The 19,460-nt window shown below is 62.9% G+C and carries 19 protein-coding genes; 5 read left to right on the top strand and 14 right to left on the bottom strand.

The annotated features are described in order from the left end of the window. Nucleotides 1-72: 72 nt before the first annotated feature. Nucleotides 73-1,602, bottom strand: coding sequence for a histidine ammonia-lyase (gene hutH / locus C100_RS35980; RefSeq protein WP_024019913.1), 1,530 nt, complete (start codon nucleotides 1,600-1,602; stop codon nucleotides 73-75). Between the two features lie 311 nt (nucleotides 1,603-1,913). Between hutH and C100_RS35975 the strand changes: the two genes are divergently transcribed. From C100_RS35975 to C100_RS35960, 4 genes are all read left to right on the top strand, one after another. Further along, nucleotides 1,914-2,414, top strand: a complete 501-nt coding sequence (locus C100_RS35975; protein WP_024019911.1) for a flavin reductase family protein — start codon at nucleotides 1,914-1,916, stop codon at nucleotides 2,412-2,414. Between the two features lie 78 nt (nucleotides 2,415-2,492). Further along, nucleotides 2,493-3,179 carry a 3-oxoacid CoA-transferase subunit A gene (locus C100_RS35970; RefSeq protein WP_024019910.1) on the top strand — a complete coding sequence of 229 codons (687 nt, stop codon included), beginning with the start codon at nucleotides 2,493-2,495 and terminating at the stop codon, nucleotides 3,177-3,179. Between the two features lie 14 nt (nucleotides 3,180-3,193). Continuing rightward, nucleotides 3,194-3,844 carry a 3-oxoacid CoA-transferase subunit B gene (locus C100_RS35965; RefSeq protein WP_024019909.1) on the top strand — a complete coding sequence of 217 codons (651 nt, stop codon included), beginning with the start codon at nucleotides 3,194-3,196 and terminating at the stop codon, nucleotides 3,842-3,844. A gap of 13 nt (nucleotides 3,845-3,857) precedes the next feature. After that, nucleotides 3,858-4,649 (top strand): enoyl-CoA hydratase/isomerase family protein, encoded by a 792-nt coding sequence (locus tag C100_RS35960; RefSeq protein WP_024019908.1) that lies wholly within the window; start codon nucleotides 3,858-3,860, stop codon nucleotides 4,647-4,649. A gap of 143 nt (nucleotides 4,650-4,792) precedes the next feature. On the opposite strand, the gene C100_RS35955 is transcribed toward C100_RS35960, so the two are convergent. The 11 genes from C100_RS35955 to C100_RS35905 form a co-directional block, all read right to left on the bottom strand. After that, nucleotides 4,793-5,776 (bottom strand): NAD(P)H-dependent flavin oxidoreductase, encoded by a 984-nt coding sequence (locus tag C100_RS35955; RefSeq protein WP_024019907.1) that lies wholly within the window; start codon nucleotides 5,774-5,776, stop codon nucleotides 4,793-4,795. A gap of 6 nt (nucleotides 5,777-5,782) precedes the next feature. Beyond that, on the bottom strand, nucleotides 5,783-6,778 hold the full coding sequence (bioB, locus tag C100_RS35950; protein WP_235219065.1) for a biotin synthase BioB: 996 nt from the start codon (nucleotides 6,776-6,778) through the stop codon (nucleotides 5,783-5,785). Next, the gene (locus C100_RS35945; protein WP_024019905.1) at nucleotides 6,775-7,557 is read right to left on the bottom strand and encodes an enoyl-CoA hydratase-related protein; all 783 of its coding nucleotides are present in this window, start codon (nucleotides 7,555-7,557) and stop codon (nucleotides 6,775-6,777) included. Before C100_RS35945 ends, bioB begins: the two co-directional genes overlap by 4 nt. Next, nucleotides 7,554-8,975 (bottom strand): 3-hydroxyacyl-CoA dehydrogenase NAD-binding domain-containing protein, encoded by a 1,422-nt coding sequence (locus C100_RS35940; protein ID WP_031309443.1) that lies wholly within the window; start codon nucleotides 8,973-8,975, stop codon nucleotides 7,554-7,556. Before C100_RS35940 ends, C100_RS35945 begins: the two co-directional genes overlap by 4 nt. Next, nucleotides 8,975-9,403 (bottom strand): biotin/lipoyl-containing protein, encoded by a 429-nt coding sequence (locus C100_RS47515; RefSeq protein WP_024019903.1) that lies wholly within the window; start codon nucleotides 9,401-9,403, stop codon nucleotides 8,975-8,977. The genes C100_RS35940 and C100_RS47515 overlap by 1 nt, the downstream gene beginning before the upstream one ends. Then, complete coding sequence (locus C100_RS35930; RefSeq protein WP_024019902.1) at nucleotides 9,400-10,767, bottom strand: acetyl-CoA carboxylase biotin carboxylase subunit; 1,368 nt, start codon at nucleotides 10,765-10,767, stop codon at nucleotides 9,400-9,402. The genes C100_RS47515 and C100_RS35930 overlap by 4 nt, the downstream gene beginning before the upstream one ends. Further along, nucleotides 10,767-11,252 carry an acetyl-CoA carboxylase biotin carboxyl carrier protein gene (gene accB, locus C100_RS35925; RefSeq protein WP_024019901.1) on the bottom strand — a complete coding sequence of 162 codons (486 nt, stop codon included), beginning with the start codon at nucleotides 11,250-11,252 and terminating at the stop codon, nucleotides 10,767-10,769. The genes C100_RS35930 and accB overlap by 1 nt, the downstream gene beginning before the upstream one ends. Before the next feature lie 62 nt (nucleotides 11,253-11,314). Next, nucleotides 11,315-13,780, bottom strand: a complete 2,466-nt coding sequence (locus C100_RS35920) for a TonB-dependent receptor (protein ID WP_084625384.1) — start codon at nucleotides 13,778-13,780, stop codon at nucleotides 11,315-11,317. 111 nt (nucleotides 13,781-13,891) lie between these two features. Further along, a complete protein-coding gene (locus C100_RS35915; RefSeq protein WP_024019899.1) occupies nucleotides 13,892-14,638 on the bottom strand; it encodes a glucose 1-dehydrogenase in 747 nt (248 codons plus the stop codon). A 3-nt stretch (nucleotides 14,639-14,641) separates the two neighbouring features. After that, nucleotides 14,642-15,730 (bottom strand): LLM class flavin-dependent oxidoreductase, encoded by a 1,089-nt coding sequence (locus tag C100_RS35910; protein WP_024019898.1) that lies wholly within the window; start codon nucleotides 15,728-15,730, stop codon nucleotides 14,642-14,644. A gap of 46 nt (nucleotides 15,731-15,776) precedes the next feature. After that, entirely contained in the window at nucleotides 15,777-16,154 is a 378-nt protein-coding gene (locus C100_RS35905; RefSeq protein ID WP_024019897.1) for a nuclear transport factor 2 family protein, read from the bottom strand. A gap of 404 nt (nucleotides 16,155-16,558) precedes the next feature. Between C100_RS35905 and C100_RS35900 the strand changes: the two genes are divergently transcribed. Next, on the top strand, nucleotides 16,559-17,269 hold the full coding sequence (locus C100_RS35900) for a TetR/AcrR family transcriptional regulator (protein ID WP_052028281.1): 711 nt from the start codon (nucleotides 16,559-16,561) through the stop codon (nucleotides 17,267-17,269). Between the two features lie 19 nt (nucleotides 17,270-17,288). Here C100_RS35900 and C100_RS35895 read toward each other — a convergent pair whose 3' ends face one another. Continuing rightward, a complete protein-coding gene (locus C100_RS35895) occupies nucleotides 17,289-18,098 on the bottom strand; it encodes an enoyl-CoA hydratase/isomerase family protein (protein WP_024019895.1) in 810 nt (269 codons plus the stop codon). 34 nt (nucleotides 18,099-18,132) lie between these two features. Beyond that, on the bottom strand, nucleotides 18,133-19,365 hold the full coding sequence (locus C100_RS35890) for a cytochrome P450 (RefSeq protein WP_052028277.1): 1,233 nt from the start codon (nucleotides 19,363-19,365) through the stop codon (nucleotides 18,133-18,135). Nucleotides 19,366-19,460 lie beyond the last annotated feature (95 nt).

The following is a 19,460-nucleotide window of genomic DNA, read 5'->3' as shown; positions in this document are numbered from 1 at the left end:
TCCCCTGTTCCCGCATATGATCGAGCGTTTGCGGGCATGGCGCATCGCCACGGACGATATCGAGTCAGTCGCTCATGCCACCGCCGGAAGCGGCATCGCCGCCGCCGCCATCAGAGCGCCGGAGCGGACCAGGCTGTTCGCCGCTTCCATGTCGGGATGGAAATGGCGATCATCGCCTAACGGCGGCACGTCCGCCCGCAAGCGGGCGCGGACGCGCTCCAGCGGATCGCTGGAGGCCAGCGGGGCGTGAAAGTCGCAGCCCTGCGCGGCGGCGAGCAGTTCAATGCCAACCACCGCCGTCGCGTTGCGCGCCATGTCGAGCAGGCGGCGCGCACCATGGGCGGCCATCGACACATGATCCTCCTGATTGGCCGAAGTGGGGATCGAATCGATGCTGGCGGGGGTCGCGCGCTGCTTGTTTTCCGAAACCAGCGCGGCAGCGGTAACCTGCGGGATCATGAAGCCGGAATTGAGGCCCGGATGGGGTGTGAGAAAAGCCGGCAGACCCGACAAAGCGGGGTCGATCAGCATGGCGATGCGCCGTTCGGTGATAGACCCGATCTCGCAGATGGCGAGCGCCAGCATGTCAGCAGCGAAGGCCACCGGTTCCGCGTGGAAATTGCCGCCAGACAGCGCCTCATCCGTGTCGGCGAAGATCAACGGATTGTCGGAAACGCCATTGGCCTCGCTCTCCAGCGTGGTCGCAGCCTGACGCAGGAGATCCAGCACGGCGCCCATCACCTGCGGCTGGCAACGCAGGCAATAGGGATCCTGCACGCGGCTATCATCCTCCAAATGGCTAGCGCGGATCGCGGACCCGGCCATCAGTGCGCGCAGCGCGTCGGCGGTCTCGATCTGGCCGGGCTGGCGGCGCAGGGCATGGATGCGCGGATCAAAGGGCGTGTCCGATCCTTTCGCTGCCTCCGTCGCGAGCGCGCCGGTGATGAGCGCGGACTGGAACAGAGTTTCCGTCTCGAACAGGCCGGCAAAAGCGTTTGCGGCGGAAAATTGCGTGCCGTTGAGCAGGGCGAGCCCTTCCTTGGGACCAAGCGTCAGCGGCGCCAGGCCGGCGCCTTCCAGGGCCGCGGCCGCTGGAAGAGCCTGTCCATCCCGCACAATCTGCCCAACGCCGATCATAGCGGCCGCCATATGGGCGAGCGGGGCCAGATCGCCGCTGGCGCCCACCGACCCCTGCGATGGCACGACCGGGGTCAACCCCATGCGCAGCATTGCGTCCAGCAACGCGACCGTCTGCGGCTTCACGCCCGAAGCGCCCTGCGCCAGGCTGGCCAGCTTGAGCGCCATCATCAGCCGCACGACCCGGACCGGTGACGGATCGCCAGTGCCAGCGGCATGGCTGAGGACGATATTGCGCTGAAGAGTCGCCAGATCATCGTCGCCGATCCTGACGCTGGCCAATTTGCCAAAGCCAGTATTCAGGCCGTAGACTGGCGCTTGCCGAGCGATGATGCGCTCCACGGCCGCGGCGCTGGCGGCGATCGCCGGGGCGCTGGCGGAGTCGAGGCCAGGTGTGGCGCCGCGATAGATGGCGCGCCATTGGGCAAGGCCAGTGGCACCGGGGGTCAGGATAATCTCGTTCATAGGCCTTTCCAGAAGCCGCCCGTGATCAGCGCGTCGATGCACGGGAGCATAGAAGCATCACAACTTGCGGCTTCCAAACAGCATTCTCCACATAATGCAAACGCTAGGTTGCCTTGAAGAAAGGGATCTTCACATGGCCGGGTTGCGGTTCAAGGTCGCGAAAAGCCTGCCGATCCGGCGCGTCATGCCGATCATCCACCTACGCCCCAGCTGCAACGCGTATATCCGGCAACTCAAGCAACAGAATTGCCGCTTGCCTCGATCGCTTATCGATCCTATTAATATCCGATGTTTAATCGGGTAATATTTTGATGCAGCCTTCGTCTCATCGCGCTGATTTCATCCAGGCCATGCGCCATGTCCCCGGCGCCGTAGCCATCATCACCTGCGCGTTAGGCGAGGAAAGGACCGGGCTGGCCGCCACCGCCTGGAATTCATTGACGGCCGATCCGCCGATGCTGCTCGCCTGCGTCAACCGGACCGCGAGCGCCCATGCGTTGATCGTGCAGGCCGCCGCCTTCAGCGTGAATGTCGTACCGGCCAGCGATGTCGAAGTCGTAGCCATATTCTCTGCCCAACGAGGCTTGTCCGGCAAAGACCGATTTATCGAAGCGGACTGGACAGTAGGCAGACTGGGGCAGCCGCTGATGAAAAATGCCGCCGCCGCATTTGAATGCGCGCTGGAAGCAGAGCATGTCTACGGCACGCACAGCATCTTCATCGGGCGGATCGATGCCGTCCTGCAAAGCGATCCATCGGACGCTTTGCTTTATGTCGATGGGGGCTATGCGACGGCGCGGATATTGTCATAAACGGACGTAACGAGTTGATGCCGCCAATACCCGAAATATAGTCGGTTATATGGATGGCGCAAAAGGAGAGGATTTCGCATGATAGACAAGATCAGTCCGTCCCTGCGACAAGCGGTCGCCGATCTTCATGATGGCGCGTCCATCATGATCAGTGGGTTCGGCGATGCCGGCGCGCCCCATGAACTGATGGACGCGGTCATCGAGCATGGCGCCACCGACCTGACGATCATCAGCAACAATGCGGGCGCGGGCGAGACAGGCATAGCGGCGCTCATCAAAGCCAACAGGGTGCGTAAGGTGATCTGCTCCTTCCCGCGGCAGGCGGCATCGCATCATTTCGACGCCCGCTATCGCGCGGGGCAGGTCGAACTGGAACTGGTGCCGCAGGGCAATCTGGCCGCGCGCATCCAGGCGGCGGGGTCAGGCCTGGGCGCCATCTACACGCCGACCGGCTATGGTACGCTGCTGGCCGAGGGCAAGGAAACCCGCGAAATCGACGGGCGCAATTATGTGCTGGAATATCCCATCCATGCCGATTTCGCGTTGATCAAGGCGCGCGCAGGGGATCGCTGGGGCAACCTCGTCTATCGCAAGGTGGCACGCAATTTCGGCCCCATCATGGCAATGGCGGCCAAGACCACGATCGCACAAGTGGCGGAAGTGGTGGAACTGGGTGCGCTCGATCCCGAAGCGGTCGTGACGCCCGGCATCTTCGTCAACCGGCTGGTGCAGGTCGCGCCGCTATCCGTCGCGGCTGCGGCCTGAAGGAGACAAGCATAATGCAACGGATGAACCGTGAAGACATGGCGGCGCGGGTCGCGCGGGACATTCCCGAAGGCGCCTATGTCAATCTGGGCATCGGCCTGCCGACAAAGGTGGCGAATTTCCTGCCGCAGGAACGGGAGATCTTCCTGCAAAGCGAGAACGGCCTACTGGGCATGGGCCCCGCACCGGCCGAAGACGATATTGACTGGGAACTCATCAATGCGGGCAAGCAACCGGTGACATTGCTCGCGGGCGGCTCCTTCTTCCATCATGGCGATTCCTTTTCGATGATGCGCGGCGGGCATATCGACATCTGCGTGCTCGGCGCATTCCAGGTGTCGGTGAATGGCGATCTTGCCAACTGGCATACCGGTGCGGCCGACGCGATTCCGGCAGTGGGCGGGGCAATGGACCTTGCGGTGGGGGCCAAGCAGGTGTTCGTCATGATGGACCTGCTGACCAAGGGCGGCGAAAGCAAGTTGGTGGCGCAGTGCAGCTATCCGCTGACCGGCCTGTCCTGCGTGTCGCGCGTCTATACCGATGTCGCGATCTTCGACGTCGGCCCGGCGGGCGCGCATGTTATTGAAATGGTGCCGGGCCTGACAATCGATCAGTTGCGCGACATGACCGGCGTGGACCTGCAACTGGCGCTGGAAATCGCGTGAAGGGGCGTGCGGCATGACCGTCAGTCACAGCTTTGGTGCTTTCACGCTGGAGGTGCGGGACAATGGCGTAGGGTTGCTCACCTTCTCGCGCCCGCCCGTCAACGCCGTGTCGCTCTCCGTCTATGAGGAGATCGGCCGCTTTGCCGACCATGTCGCGACCGACCAGACGATCCGCGTCATCGTCATCACTGCGCCGGACGATGCGCGGGCTTGGTGCGGCGGCGCGGACCTGCACGAATTCAAGGGGATGACGGCCGCGAAGCGCAAGGAACGCTATCAGTTCATCAATGCCCAATTACCACGGTTCCACCATATCGACCGCCCGATGATCGCGGCGATTCGCGGCGCAACGGTTGGTGTGGGCGTGATGCTGGCCGGGATGTGTGACCTGCGCATCGCAGCCGAGGATGCGCGCTTCGCCTGCCCCGAGGTAGATTATGGACTGGTCGGCGGCAGCGCGGGCCTGTTTGCGAGCCTGCGCATGCCAGAGGCCAAGGTGCGCGAGATGCTTTACACCGGGCGCACCTTCACCGCGCGTGAACTCGAGTCAACTGGCTTCTTCAACTATGTCGTCCCCGCCCCAGCCGTGCTGCCGATCGCACTCGACCTCGCCAACCAGATGGCGCGCAAGAGCATGGCGACGCTGCGCGCCCGCAAGCTAGCGTCGCTGACCTGGGAAGGGTCCGAATGGATGGATGCCTATCTGGAGGCGCAGGAGATGTCGTCCGCACTGGTCGAAAATCCGGAGAGCGAGGCGGCCATATTAGCGGCGCTCGAACGGCGAAAGACACGGCCGCGCCCATAGCGGCGGAATAGCATGAAAGGAACGGAGAACCCATTTCGGGCCGGAACGACTTGCTCGCCCGGTGGGGCTAGGCGCTATGCTTGCGCACGAACATGTCGGCAAATGCGTGGTGCTGATCGCTCGGGCGCGCTAAGACGCGCTCGTCAGTCGCTGACCATGGCTGCCAGGCGCTCCGCGACGATCGCGCGTGCATCGACGACCATGCGGTCGATCAGGTCGCCGCAACTGGGTATGTCGTGAATCAACCCCTGCGCCATGCTGGCCCAATAAACGCCGCTGTCGATCTCACCCGATTGCAGCAGCGCCTTGCCGCGCTGCCCGCTCACCAGTTCCGCCACCTCGGCAAAGACCGCATTCGGCTGAGAGGTTCGGCGCAGCACTTCGGTCGAGATGGCGTTGCGGCCGACTCGGGCGGAATTGCGGAACGGCCGAAAGAGGATGTCGGTTTCCCGTTCATCCTTGTCGATATAGGCCTGTTTCACATTGTCGTGGATCGGCGCCTCGCGCGTCGCGCAGAAGCGCGTGCCCATGGTCACTCCGTCGGCGCCGAGCGCCAGCGCCGCCGCCAGACCGCGACCATCTGCAATTCCGCCGCTTGCCAGCACCGGCACGGAAAGGCGATCGACAGCGGCGGGGATCAGAACCAGGCCCGGCACATCATCCTCGCCCGGATGCCCTGCGCATTCGAAGCCGTCGATCGACACGGCATGGACGCCATAGCGTTCCGACGACACAGCATGGCGGACTGAGGTGCATTTGTGGATGACCCGTATGCCGCGGGCGAAGAGCAGATCCCACACCGCCCGCACCTCTGGCGTGCCGGCGGTTTCAACGATGCCCACGCCGCCGTCGGCGATCGCGTCCACGATGGCGTCATAGTCCGGCGGACGCATCGTCGGAAATACGGAGATGTTAACGCCGAAGGGCGCGCGCGTCAGCGCCCTACACGCGGCAATCTCCCGCGCCAGAGCGCCCGGATCGGCGAAGGTCAAGGCGGTTATCACCCCTAGACCGCCAGCATTGGAGACGGCCGCTGCCAATTGGGCATAGCCGACATTCTGCATCCCGCCCTGCACGATCGGATAGCGGATGCCAAGCAGATCCGTGACGCGGGTGCGCAATGTCATCTCACCTTAGATTGATGGCCCCAGACCGAGCTTGGCAAATAATGCCGCGTCGGCATCACCTCCATTATTGCCCGTGGTCAGCAGACGGTCGCCGGTGAAGATCGAATTGGCGCCAGCCATGAAGCAGAGCGCCTGCCCTGCCTCGCTCATGCTTTCGCGGCCGGCCGAAAGGCGGACGACGCTGTGCGGCATGGTGATCCGCGCCGCCGCGACGGTGCGTATAAATTCGATCTCGTCGATCCGCGCCAGTGGCGTGTCGGCCAGCATGTCGCCCAGCACGGTGCCGGAAATCGGAACCAGCGCGTTCAGCGGGACGCTGTCGGGCGGTTCGGGCAAGGTGGCGAGGGCATGGAGGAAGCCGATGCGGTCCTCCCGCGTTTCGCCCATCCCAAGGATGCCGCCGCAGCACACCGCCATGCCCGACCGCCGCACATGGTCGAGCGTATCGAGCCGGTCCTGAAAGCTGCGGGTGGTGATGACGTTGGCATAGTGTTCGGGGCTGGTGTCGATATTATGGTTGTAATAATCAAGTCCTGCCTCCGCCAAGGCGTCGGCCTGCTCGCTGCTAAGCATACCCAGTGTCATGCAGGTTTCCAGGCCCAGTTCCTTCACCCGCCGGACCATGTCGAGCAGCGCGGGCATGTCGCGCGCCTTAGGCTCGCGCCAGGCCGCACCCATGCAGAAACGACCGGACCCCGCGGCCTTCGCTTCCTGCGCGGCGGCTACCACCGTGTCAGCATCGATCAGCTTTTCCGCCTTGACCCCGCTCTTGGCGAAGGCGGACTGGCTGCAATAGCCGCAATCCTCCGCGCAGCCGCCGGTCTTGATGGACAGCAAAGTGGACAGTTGCACGGCGTTGCGAGGATGGTGGCGCAGATGCACGGCATGGGCCTGCGCCACAAGGTCCAGGAAGGGCAGCTCGAAGAGGGCGGCGATGCCATCGCGCGAAATGTCGGGCAGCGGTGCGACAGACGCGGAGTCGATCAGGGACAGATGGTTCATGCGCCGGTCCATTGCGGGTTGCGCTTCTCGAAGAAGGCGGTGGTGCCTTCGCGCTTGTCGGCGGTGCCGAACAGCGCGGAAAAGGCCTGGCGCTCCAGCAGCAGATGCGCGGACTGATGCGTTTCGAAGGTCGCGCGGACCATGGCTTTGCCCTGCTGCATCGCCAGCGGCGCGCGGTCGGCTATGCGGGTCGCTAGCTCCAGCGCGACGGGTAGCGCCTGACCATCCTCGACCACCTCGGCAATAAGACCCGCCTGCAACGCTTCAGCGGCGGACAGGGGATCGCCGAGCAGAACCATACGCATCGCCCGGCTGCGGCCTACCAGTCGTGGTAGAACAGCCGTGCCGCCCGCGCCCGGAATGATACCCAGGTTGGTTTCGGGCTGGCCGAATTTCGCGCTCTCGCCAGCCACGACCAGGTCGCAGCACATGACGAGTTCGTTCCCGGCACCCAGCGACCAGCCCTCGACCGCCGCGATCAACGGTTTGGCAAAGCTGCGGATGCGCGCCCAGATTGCCGGGCGGGGATCGGCCAGTGCGCCGCCCGTGTCGCGCGACGCCAATTCCTTGATGTCCGCCCCGGCGGCAAAGAAACGGTCTGCGCCGGTGATGACGGCCGCACGGATGGCTGGATCAGCGGCGGCGGCGTCCAGCGCGTCTGCAACCCGCCCGAGCAGGTCGGTCGCCAGCGCGTTGCGCTTCTCCGGCCTGTTGAGGCGCAACAGCAGCCCGTGGGCGCCGACCTCCTCGACCAGCAAAATATCCTGCATGTCGCTCATGCGCCGTTCCTCAGATAATGGGATGGCCGGTACAGGGTCTCGCCAGTGCCGTCCGCAATGTTGTCGAGCAGGCTGACAAGCGCGCCCCGTCCGTAGCGGTCGGCCCAGGCGAAGGGGCCATAGGGATAGTTGGCGCCGTAACGAAGCGCCGCGTCGATACCCTGCTCGTCCGCCACTTGTTCGAGCACGGCGTCGGCGGCGGCGTTAGCGAGCTGCGCCAGCGTGCGCGCGACGATCATGCCCGGCCGGTCAGCAATTTCAACGCCCGCGCGTGATTGCGCGGCCAGCAGACCAAGTGCGTCTGGATGTGCGCTTTCTTCAGACAGGGTAAAACCGATCGGGCCGGTGGCGTCGGCCGGGGACCAGTCGAACAGGATGACCGGCGCGCCCAATATGCGACTTTCCTGGCGCGCGGTCAGGCCCCGGGTCATGCCCACGAAAAGCGCGCCACAACGCAAGAAGGTGCCAGGCGCTGCATCCGTCAGCACCGCTACCGCTTGCCGCTGCACGTCTGTGACGGGTGCGTCCGCCGCTTGCGGATCGACAGGCTTGATCGCGCCGTCGCGATAGTCATAGACGCCCCTGCCCGTCTTTCGCCCGAACCAGCCAGCATCGACGAGCGCCGCCTGGCGCAGTTGCGGCACGAAGCGGGCGCGGCCGAAATAGGAATCGAAGACCGAGCGGGCGACCGCGAAATTGACGTCCTGGCCGATCAGATCAGTCAGTTCCAGCGGCCCCATGCGAAAGCCCGCTGCGCGGAACAGGGCGTCGATGGCGGACGCATCCGCCGCGCCTTCATTCAACGCGGTGAAGGCCTCGCCATAGAAGGGCCGCGCGACGCGGTTGACGATGAAACCGGGGACGTCCGCGACGGGAATCGCAACCTTGCCCCAGCTTTCCGCCGCCGCCTTGATCCGCTTGGCCACCGCTGGGTCGGTCGCTGCGCCGGAAATCACCTCGACCAGTTTCATCACCGTCGCCGGATTGAAGAAATGCATCCCGACGAACCGCTCCGGCTGCTTCAAGCCCTGCGCCAGGCGGGATATCGGCAGCGACGATGTGTTGGTGGCGATAAGCGCGTCCGGCGATATGATCGCCTCGATCCGCTCGAACAACTCGCCCTTGATGCCCGCATCCTCGATAATCGCCTCGATCACCAGTTCGCGGTCAGCAAGCGCATCGAGCGCCGAAACCCATTGCATCCGCTCGCCGATCGCGCGCGCCTCATCCTCCGACAGCTTGCCGCGTGCGGCGAGCTTGTCGAGATCCGCCAATATGCGGGTTCGGCTCGTTTCCAGCGCCTGGGCGTTGACATCGAAGATCAGGACCGATGCGCCGGCCTGCGCCGCAACCTGTGCGATGCCAGATCCCATCGCCCCAGCGCCACAAACCGCGACTTTTTCAATTGCCGCACCCATCATGCAGCCACCGCGATCGACAGCAATGTCACGCCATATTCCAGCAGCGCACCCGGCTCCGCATCCACGCGGACGATCATACCGGAAACCGGCGCGGCCACGTCCTCCCTCTCGTCCAGCACCCGCACGGTTGCCACGGTCTGCCCGGCAGTTACATGCGTACCGACGGCCAGAGCATGTTCCAGCGTGGCGACATGGGGGGCGGGCACTGCGGTTTCCGGACCGACCTGCGCCGCGGGCGCGGCAATCGCGGGGGCTGGCCGCTGCGCAACGACCCGCATCGGATTGATCCCGCCGTCCTTGCGCGCCAGGAAAATCTCCGTGTCGCCGGACGCGACATGCAGTTGCTGCCAGCCGCTGGTCAGCAATGTGTCGAGCAACGCGCGGGCATCATCGATTGCCGCGATCGCAGCATTGTTTTCCGTCATGCCGCCTTCTTTCCATAGTCTGGGAGGAGAACCTGTTCGAGCCAGCGTGTGTGGATACGGTTCTCGACGAAATCGGGATGGGCGATGATCGCGCGGTGCAGCGGCAGCGTCGTCGGCACGCCTTCCACCACGAAATTGTCGATCGCGTCGGCCAACCGCGCAATCGCATCCGCCCGGTCGCTGCCATGGACGATCAATTTTCCTACCATGCTGTCGTAGAAAGGTGGGATCATGGCGCCAGCCGACATATGGCTGTCCAGCCGGATACCGGGACCCTGGGGCGGCTCCCAGCGGGTGATGCGACCGGGGCTTGGCATGAAGTCGCGCGCTGCATCTTCAGCATTGATGCGGCATTCGATGGCGTGACCGTTAATCTCTACATCCTGCTGGCTGACAGACAGTCCAGCGCCGCCGGCGATACGGATCTGTTCCTGCACTAGATCGAAACCGGTGATCGCTTCGGATACCGGATGTTCGACCTGGATGCGGGCGTTGACCTCGATGAAGTAGAATTCCTGCCGCTGGACGTCGAACAGGAATTCGGCGGTGCCGGCGTTGCGATATTTCACGCTGGCGGCCAGTGCGACGGCGGATTCATGCAGTTGTCGGCGCAGATGGTCGGGCATGGCGGCGCAGGGCGCCTCTTCGATCAGCTTCTGGTAACGACGCTGGACCGAGCAATCACGTTCTCCAAAATGCAGCACCTGGCCATTTCCGTCGCCCATCAACTGGACTTCGACATGGCGCGCCTCCGGCACGAAGCGTTCCATGAACAAGGTGCCGTCACCAAAGGCGGCGACCGCCTCGGCGCTCGCCTTATGGAAGCCGGCCTCCGCCTCGTCGCCATTATTGGCGATCACCATGCCGCGCCCGCCGCCACCCGCAGAGGCCTTGAGCAAGACGGGATAGCCGATCCGGTCACCCTCCCGCCGCGCGTCGGCGGAGGAGGCAACGCACTCGCTGCCCGGCACCAACGGCACACCCGCCGCTCCTGCCATCGCCCGTGCGCGCAATTTATCGCCCAGCGCGTCTATGACATCAGGCTCCGGCCCGACGAAGGCGATGCCATGCTGTGCGCACAGACGCGGCAGGATCGCACGTTCCGACAGGAAGCCATAGCCCGGATGCAGGCCGTCGCAACCGCTTTCCTTGGCCGCATGGACGATCAGGCGCGGATCGAGATAGGATTTGGCCGCTGCGGCAGGCCCCAGCACGATCGAGCGGTCGGCCAGCCGCGCGGCCGCGCTGTCGCGGTCGGCGTCCGATACGGCCACCACCGTCTCGATATTAAGCGCCTGCGCTGCGCGAACGATGCGAAGGGCGATTTCGCCCCGGTTCGCCACGAAAAGTCGTTTGATCGGCATCAGTCCCTCACCAGCGCAAACAGGGGTTGGCCACCTTCGACCATTGCGCCATCCTCGACCAGGACGGCGTGGACCGTGCCCGACGCGCTGGCGCGCACGGCGGTAAAGAGCTTCATCACCTCGATCAGACACAGTTCGTCGCCGACCTGCACTTGCGATCCGACCTCGACATAGTTGGCCGCGCCGGGCTTGGGCGCGCGGTAGAAGGTGCCAAGGTTCGGCGCCTTGATGATGACGGCGTCGGCCGGCAGGGAGGATGCGGGTGTGAGAGGCGCCGATGCCGGCTTGGCAGCGGGCGCAGATTGAGCAGGCGGGGCCGATACCGGCGCGGCGACAGGCGTTGCAGCCTGCGGACGCGCGGCCGACGCCTCAGTCGATAGATAGAGTTCGAAATCCGGCTTGCGGATATGCAATTCTCTTATTCCCGACCGCGAAAACTCGTCGAGCAGCTGTTTCAGCGCATCAGGAAAATCATGTCCGTTCATCGGCACCTTCCGGTAAAGAAGGGCGCGGCGACCGGATCGGCCACCGCGCCCAGCGGGAGAGTTCAATATTTGTACGAAAGGGAAAGACCATAGACAGTCGGCTTGCCCCGGTAGCGAATAAGCGTGTCAAGATAGGTCGAAATGGCGGTCACATAGGATTTGTTCGTGATGTTGCGGCCATAGATACTCGCACGCCACCGCCCATCGCTGCTGCTCACCCCCGCCCGTACGTCGAGCAAGGCATAGCCCTTGATATAGAAATCATCGGCCGGCAGTCCGTCATTGTGGAAGGTCGTGTTCTGCTTGCTCTGATAGGTGAGCCCGCCGCCCAGAAATGCTTCCAGATTGTCCGATACCGGCACGCTATATTGCGCGTCGATATTGGCGCTGAATTTGGGCGTATAGGGCAGTTCCGACCCCTTGAAATTGCCGGTATAGCCAGCCGCGTTATAGACGGCGAAGCCGTCGGCCGTCGCGGAATAGTCAGACTTGACCTTGCTCTTGAGGTAGGTGGCGCCAGCGCTGATGCGCAGGCCTTGCGCCGGCCGTGCAACCAGTTCGCCCTCCAGACCGAAGACATAGGATTTGGGTACGTTCAGCATCTTTTCCAGCAAGCCGAAAACGACGTCCTGCACGCGGCCACGCACCTGCTTGTCGGAATAATCGTAGTAGAAGGCAGCACCGTTGAATTGCAGCGCCCCATTGGCGAACGGCGCCTTGAAACCGCCTTCATAGGCGATGACCTTTTCCTGCGTCGCCGGGCTATATTGGTTCGCGCGCGACGCCCCGATCGCCGAGAAAATGCCCGCCTTATAACCCTGGCTAACGGTCGCGTAGATCAGCGTGCCACCGTCGAACTTGTAGTTGGCGCCGACACGGAAGGAGACGTTATCCTCCGTCAGCTTCTGGTTAACCGGCGTGAGCGTCGATGCCGCGGTGCCCAGCAGAAGATCGCCGGTCGTCGGGAAGCATTGGCCCGCTGCAATCGTGATCGGCACGCTGTTGAGCGCGGAACCGAACAGCACGGCCGCGCCGGTGCCGGTCGGATCGCTGTAGCAGTAGGTCGCCTCCTGCTTGTTCTTCGTATAGCGGATACCGCCCTGCACCGTTAGTTGCGGCGTCACCTTGAACTCTCCGTTCGCGAACAGACCATAGCTGCGCATCCGTGAGTCGAACTCGTTGAACGTGACCGAAATGAGGTCAGCATTCGCGGAATAATCCCCCAGATAAAAGAAATTATTCTGCGACGTCCGCAGATTGTCGTAGCTTGCGCCGATGATGCCGTTGAACCTGTCAGTGTCCAGCGCCAAACGGAGTTCCTGGTTGAACGATCGGACATCGCCGAACAGCGGCACGTCGGCGACTTGGGCGGTCGTGCCGTCGAGATCCTGATTATAATCAAGCTTCTGTTTTGCCAAAGCGGCGAGATAGGTCAGCTTGAGCGTGTCGCTGAGATCGAGGTCCGCGCGCCCGGCTAGCTGGTAATAGCTGTTGCGCGATCGTCCCAGAAGGCCCTCCGTCCATTCGGCATCGCGGGCGTTGCTGCTGATGGGCGTACCCAGGACGGCGTTCGCACCGGCGGCCTTGACAGGGTCGGCACCGTTCAGCCGACCGACAACAACGGATTGGCGGCCGACGAAAGACGCGTCATAGCCCGGCGACGTTGGCGTCGTGAGGTCCGCATAGCGCTGGGCGTCGACCCGCGCATAGGGGTTGCCCGACGCATCGGCGGCGGCCTGGTCCGGATAGAGGTTGAGCGTCGTTCCTGCATATTGCGGAGCCAACGGATCGGACCGGTCGCGCGACCCGGTCGCCATCAGTTCGATCTTCAGGCTCTCGGTCGGCTGGATGTCCAGGGTGAACCGACCCATGAACTTCCGCTGGTCGCCATTTTCATCGTTCGGCCGCGACAGGCTGTGCTGCCACGCGCCACCCGAAACGCCCTTGAGCGCCAGACGGGCGCGCACGCCATCGGCCAGCGGACCGCTGACGAAACCGGACAGCTCGGCTCGGTTGAACCGTTCATAAGAGGCGTCGAACCCGGCCGCGAAGTCATCGGTCGGTTTGCCGACGATATAGTTGATGGCGCCGCCGGTGGAGCTTTGCCCGAACAACGTGCCTTGGGGGCCCTTGAGCACTTCGACCCGCTCGATATCGAGGTCGAGGCCATCCGACATCACCGGCACGTTGCGCGGGATTTGGTCGGTATAGACCGACACGGAGGGCGCCGCGCCGAAGGTTGCATCATAAAGGCCGATGCCGCGCAGGGTGAAGACCGGCGTCGAATAGATCGACTGGGTGAAGGTAAAGCCGGGAACGAGCTTCGCAAGGTCTGCCGGCCCGGATATCCCCCGGTTCAACAATTCCTCAGAGGACGCCGCAGTGATGGTGAGGCCGACGCTGTTCACCGACTGCTCGCGCTTGTTGGCCGTGACGATGATGTCGGCGCTGTTGGCGGCTGGCGCGTCCGCTGCGGCTGAGGCTGTCTGGGCCAAAGCCGGACCGGCGGTGCCCATTAGAGCCAACACGGAAACTCCGGTCGCAAATATTGTTCTGTTCATGATATCCTCACCTCCCGTCTACGCTTATGCGAGATCCGTTGTTCAGGCCGCTTGGCGGGCCTTATGCTTGTTGCGCCGTCAACCGGCGATCATTGCGCCGTCGACCACATGTTCGGCCCCCGACACGAAACTGGCTTCGTCCGATGCCAGGAAAAGAACGACGTTGGACACTTCCGAGGGCTGGGCCAGGCGACCGAGCGGGATAGCGGCCGCAGCGCCGCCGCCGTTCTCGTCGGTCGCGGCGATCATCATCGGCGTCAAAATATAGCCCGGATGCACCGAATTGACCCGGATGCCGGCATGGCCGAACTGGGCCGCGATCAGCTTGCTCATGCCGCGCACTGCAAATTTGCTGGCACAATAGGCGGCGTTCGATGATTCCTTCGTACCCAGCATGCCGGCAATCGAGGAAATGTTGACGATCGACCCGCCCCCTGCCTCGATCATTCCCGGAACCACCGCTTTCATGCCCAGGAAAACGCTCAATTGGTTGACGGCGCAGACCTGTAGAAACTCGGCCTCTTCGAAATCCAGAAGGCCTTTCACCGCGCCGATGATACCCGCATTGTTGACCAGCACCGTGACCGGACCGAAGCGACTTTCCGCAGCGGCAACGACATGGGTCCAGTCCTGCGCACTGGCGACATCGTGGCGTAGGAAGAGCGCCGCATCTCCCAATTCCGTGGCCAGCGCCGTCCCGCCCGCTTCATTCACATCGGTGAGGACGACCTTTGCGCCCTCCCGCACGAACAGCCGCGCATGCGCCTCGCCCATCCCCTGCGCCGCGCCCGTGATGATGGCGACCTTGCCGGCGAGCCTGCCCATGGCTCAGGCCGTTATCGTCTGCTTGGCGTCCGAGAGTTTCGGCGCGACCTCCTTCACGAGCAGTTCCATCGAACGCTCCCAGGGTTCGGGATTATCGATATAATCGTGGCTATAGACCAGCAACGTGCCGAAGGGCCCGCCCAGTTCGCCGAACCAGGCTTCCATCTTCTGCCGCACGGTTTCAACTGATCCCACAATCCAGACATGCTCGGCCAGATAGGCCGCATCTACGTCCGCAGGATCGACCGAGGGGTCGTGCAGTAGGCCCTTTAGAACGCCGAAACGCTCATAGGTCGGCTTGATATATTCCTTCCACGCAAGGCCGATCCCGCCCTCCGTGGCGAGCTTGCGCGCCTCCTCGTCGGTATCGGCGACGATCACATCGCGTACGACACGATGAGCCGACCGGTCGGATTCTCGCCCAGCTTCCTTCATCTTTTCGCGATAGGTTTCGAAATGGCTGCGCAAGAACGGATTGCCGGCATAAACCGATGCAGGCAAAAAGCCGTGCGTGCCGGCAAAGCCGATCGACGGAGATGGCGCGCTGAGGCCGGTCATCGCCATCTGCATCGTGCCCCCCCAGGGGCGCACGTCGCGCAGCGGCTTATTGGGATTGGCTTCCGGGAAGCCGGCATTCCAAAACTGGCCTTCGAAATGGAATGGTTCGCCCTTCCATACCCGCTCCATGATGTCGATCGCTTCGAGCATCATGGCGTGGTTGCCCGACATATCCTTGATGCCGCGCACGGCCGCGTCGGTCGGATAGGCGCCGGTGGCCACGCCCAGCATGTAGCGCCCTTCCAAAATCTGGCTGAGCCATGCGGTCTGGATCGCGAGTGTCGCCGGATGATGATAGGGCAGGAGATGCGCCAGCGGCCCGAACTTGATCTGGCTGGTTTGCAGCGCAGCAGCAGCAATCACCAGTTCGGGGCTGGGAATGCCTTCCCAATTCAGCGTGCCATGCTCCCCGACCCAATATTCGCTGAAGCCGATCTTGTCCGCATGCACCGCCTGACGCAGCGCCCATTCGAACACCTGCCGCGGCGTGCGCTCTGGGCGCACGAACGGCGTCTGGAACATCCCAACCTGCATCACTCACCTCTTCTGCGAAATATTTTCTTATGGATGAGGCACAGCCTCAGCCATGATCTTTCCACTCAACCAATATGCCGTTCGCATCGAACCGCATCACGCTGCAGAATTTCAATCGAAAGGCTTCGCCCGCCGCACCGAAGCCAGGAAGGTCGACGCTTGCCGTGCCGACATACCAGGCCTCGCGAACCACAATGTCGCCTGCGACCGTGACTCGTTCGGGGGCTTCGAAATGGCGGTCCGGCACATAGCTGCCGGCAAAGTCGCGCAGCACGTCGAGTAATGCATCGCGACTATCCATCACGAACGCCCGGTTGAAATGCGCGAAATCGAGATCGGACGCGATCATGCGCTCCATCGCATCGAAATCCTTGGCATTATAGGCCTGGATCAGAGCCTCAGCCGCTGCGGCAACGTCAACCATTCCCATTCTCCCACCGGGCAGAAACAAGTGGCAACTGACCTGTAATCCTGGATAGGCATACGGAAATCGTGGGAAAATGACCCATCTACCTCTCCTTGATCCGGCGCCATCCGGCCCAGCAATCTCTTTTCTTGTGCCAATCTAGCTACATCCAGCTCCGCTTGGCGTCAATTGTAAAATCGACGATTTATCGGATAATTGCAGCGCGCTCGCGAGCAGACATCCGCAAACGCCCGCTTTCCGCCGTTTTTGCGGCACACTTCCTTTGTTCTCCGCCAGCCTTTTCCCGCACATGTCTGGCTTTGGGGTTGCAGAGGAGGACAAGCCGAGGCAGTAGAGTGTTACAGAAGCATGTATTTGGGTGGCGCTCGCAGGCCGGGCGCCACATGGACCTGGAGGCCTTCGTGGCGACAAAAGAGGTGGTGAGCGATTCGGAGCAGATCGCATCGGACACCGCGAGCGCGTGGGACAGTCTGTTGCAGGAAATTTCCCACCGTCCCAAGCGGGCAACGGAGCGCAAGCAGGACCGCGCCAAACGCACTGAGCAACAGATACTGCACGCAGCGCTCCGGGTGTTCGCGCGTGACGGCATTTCCCGCTCGCGGATCGCCGACATCGCAGCGGAGGCCGGCATCTCCACCTCCACCCTCTACGAATATTACAAGAGCAAGGAGGATCTGGCTTATGACGTGCCATTGTCCCACCTTGCCGAATTTTTTGAAAGCTATCATGCCAATGCGGCCAGCCGCACTTCGGCGCGCGAGCGGCTGCTCCTCTATCTGGTGATGTCGGCGGATTATGCCCGCGAACATGCCGAATGGGCGCGACTGCTCTATCTGGAGATCTGGCCCAGCGTCTTCGTAAGTGACACCGAACTGCGCCACAGCATCGACGATTTTACCCGCGTGATCCTGTTCCTGGTGAAAGAGGGCGTCGCGGAAGGCTGGGTCTCGCCGGAACGCAGCCCTTATGAAACGGTGGCGGTGCTGATCGGTGGCGTCAACCAGCTCATCATCACCTGGCTGCTTTATCGCAAGCCCAAAAATCTTACGCGCGCTGGCACCGAGATGGCCGAGCGACTGATCGCGATGCTGGAGAATGAAGTCAGCCGGTAATGCGGCGCGAACAGATGGTCTAGCGATCCTCGTAGCGCGGCGCACGATGGTCCAGGAAGGCGCGCACGCCTTCCGCCCCGTCACTGCCACTGGTCAGTTGCGCGGTCAGGGATTGCGCGTCCAGATAGGCTTCGGTCCAGCTCATACCCTCCAGCCGGGCGGACGCGACTTTGCGCGCGCGGATCGCAGGCAGGCTCTTCCCCGCAATGCCGCGCGCAAGCGCCATAGCGCGGGGCAGCACCTCGGCGGCCGGCAGCACATAGTTGAAAAAGCCGGTCGATTCGAGTTCGCGTGCGGTGAAGCGCGCGCCGCTGAACAGCATTTCACGAATCTTCGCTTCCGGCATGTTCACATGCGCGAACAGGCCCGCCCCGCCCGCGACCAGGCCGTAATCGATCTCCGGGCAGGCAAAGGTGGCATCCTGCGCCGCGATGCGCATGTCGCACAAAGCCGCCAGGATCATGCCGATGCCGATCGCCGCGCCCGTTATGGCGGCGATCACCGGCCGGTCTAGCCGGTAGAAGCGCGGGAGTTGGGCATTGATGAAGGCGTAGCGCGCTTTTCGCCCTTCGACGTCGATGCCGTCAAAATCATGGAGGTCGGCACCCCCACACCAGGCGCGCGCACCCGGCGGCGCGGCGAGCACGATCGCACGGATGTCGTCGCTCGCCGCGACATGGTCGGTGATGGCGCCGATGGCTTCATAGACGTCGATCGACACCGCATTGACAGGGGGCCGATCGAACAGGATGAGCGCGACGCCATCGTCCATGACATCCATGGTAAAGGCGTCGAACGTCGCGCGACGCAGGACAGATGCGATCATCATCGAATTTCCCGTAGCGAAAGGTACGCGGGCGGGATCAGACGTCCCATTCCAGGGTGAAGGGCTTCACGCTGCCTACGATGCCATTGGAAAAGCGCAGCGGTTCATCCTTGGCCAGGCGGAATTCGGGAATGCGGGCGAACCATTCGCGCAGCACCGTCTTCATCTCCATCCGCGCCAGATGCGCGCCGGGGCAGGTGTGCGACCCCTTGCCGAAGGTGGAATGTTTGCGTGCGGTCCGGCCAAGGCGGAATTCCAGCGGATCTTCGTTCATCGCATCGTCGAGAGCAACGACGACGGTTGGCGCCATCACCATCTCGCCAGCCTTCAGTTCCACCCCCTCGAACGTCACATCCTGCTTCACCTCACGCGAGGAGGAGACGACTGGGAAACGGCGGAAGAATTCGAGCAGCGCATCATCGATCCGTGAAGGATCGGCGGCGATCGCCCGGCGCAGGTCATGATCGCGGGCGAGATAGGAGAAGGTGAAGCCCAGCATGTTGACGACCGTGTCCAGGCCACCCACCAACACCTGGATACAGATATTCTGCGCCTCCAGATCGGTGAGCGGCCGACCGCCAACCTGGCCGTTGATCATGCGGCTGATCATGTCCTGCCCGTCTGCGCCGCGCCGTGCCGCGATGACGGGGGTCAGATAGTCGCGGAACAGTTGCGACACCTCGGGGTAGGTCAGCGAGCCATCGGGACGGGTGAACTGATCGGCCAGATGTTTGAGCTTGGGCAAGTCCTTGATCGGCAGATCGACGATCTGCATGAAGATGCGAACAGGCAACTGCTCGGCGAATTCCTCCACGAAATGACATTGGCCCTTCGCCTGAAATCCCTCGATCAGGCTGACCGTCAGATCGACAATGCTGTCCTCCACGGGCTTGAGCGGCTTTGGCCCCAGATTCTCGTTGAGCAGATTACGGAAGGGACGATGTTCGGGCGGGTCGAGCGACAGGGGGATGAGACGATAGGCTTCCCCGGCTGTATCCTTGGGGACCAGCACTGTGCGATTGGAAAAGCGCTCCGAATCGGACATCACTATGTCAGAGATATCCGCCCGAAACGCGACCCAATGTCCGCCATTATGCGGCGTCCACATCAGCGGATAGGGCACCTCGGCCATCAACGCGTGCCAACTCGCATGGAAGTCGCTACCCTCCGGCACATCCCGATAAATATCGAAGTCCAGAACACGGTCGTCCGGCACATTATCCGGTTGTTGCGCCAGCGTAGCGGCGGTGGCGGTCATCTCCGAAGCCATCTCACTCTCCTTGTGCGCAGGCGCTACCGCCCCTGCTTTGGCGGGCACCTTATCCAGACCAACTGCGAATTAAAAGATTTTTCGTCGGTTTTTAT

Source organism: Sphingobium sp. C100 (assembly GCF_000508185.1).
Taxonomy (GTDB): Bacteria; Pseudomonadota; Alphaproteobacteria; order Sphingomonadales; family Sphingomonadaceae; genus Sphingobium.
Note: the sequence above shows the minus strand (reverse complement) of the source record. Positions and strands in the feature narration are given on the sequence as shown.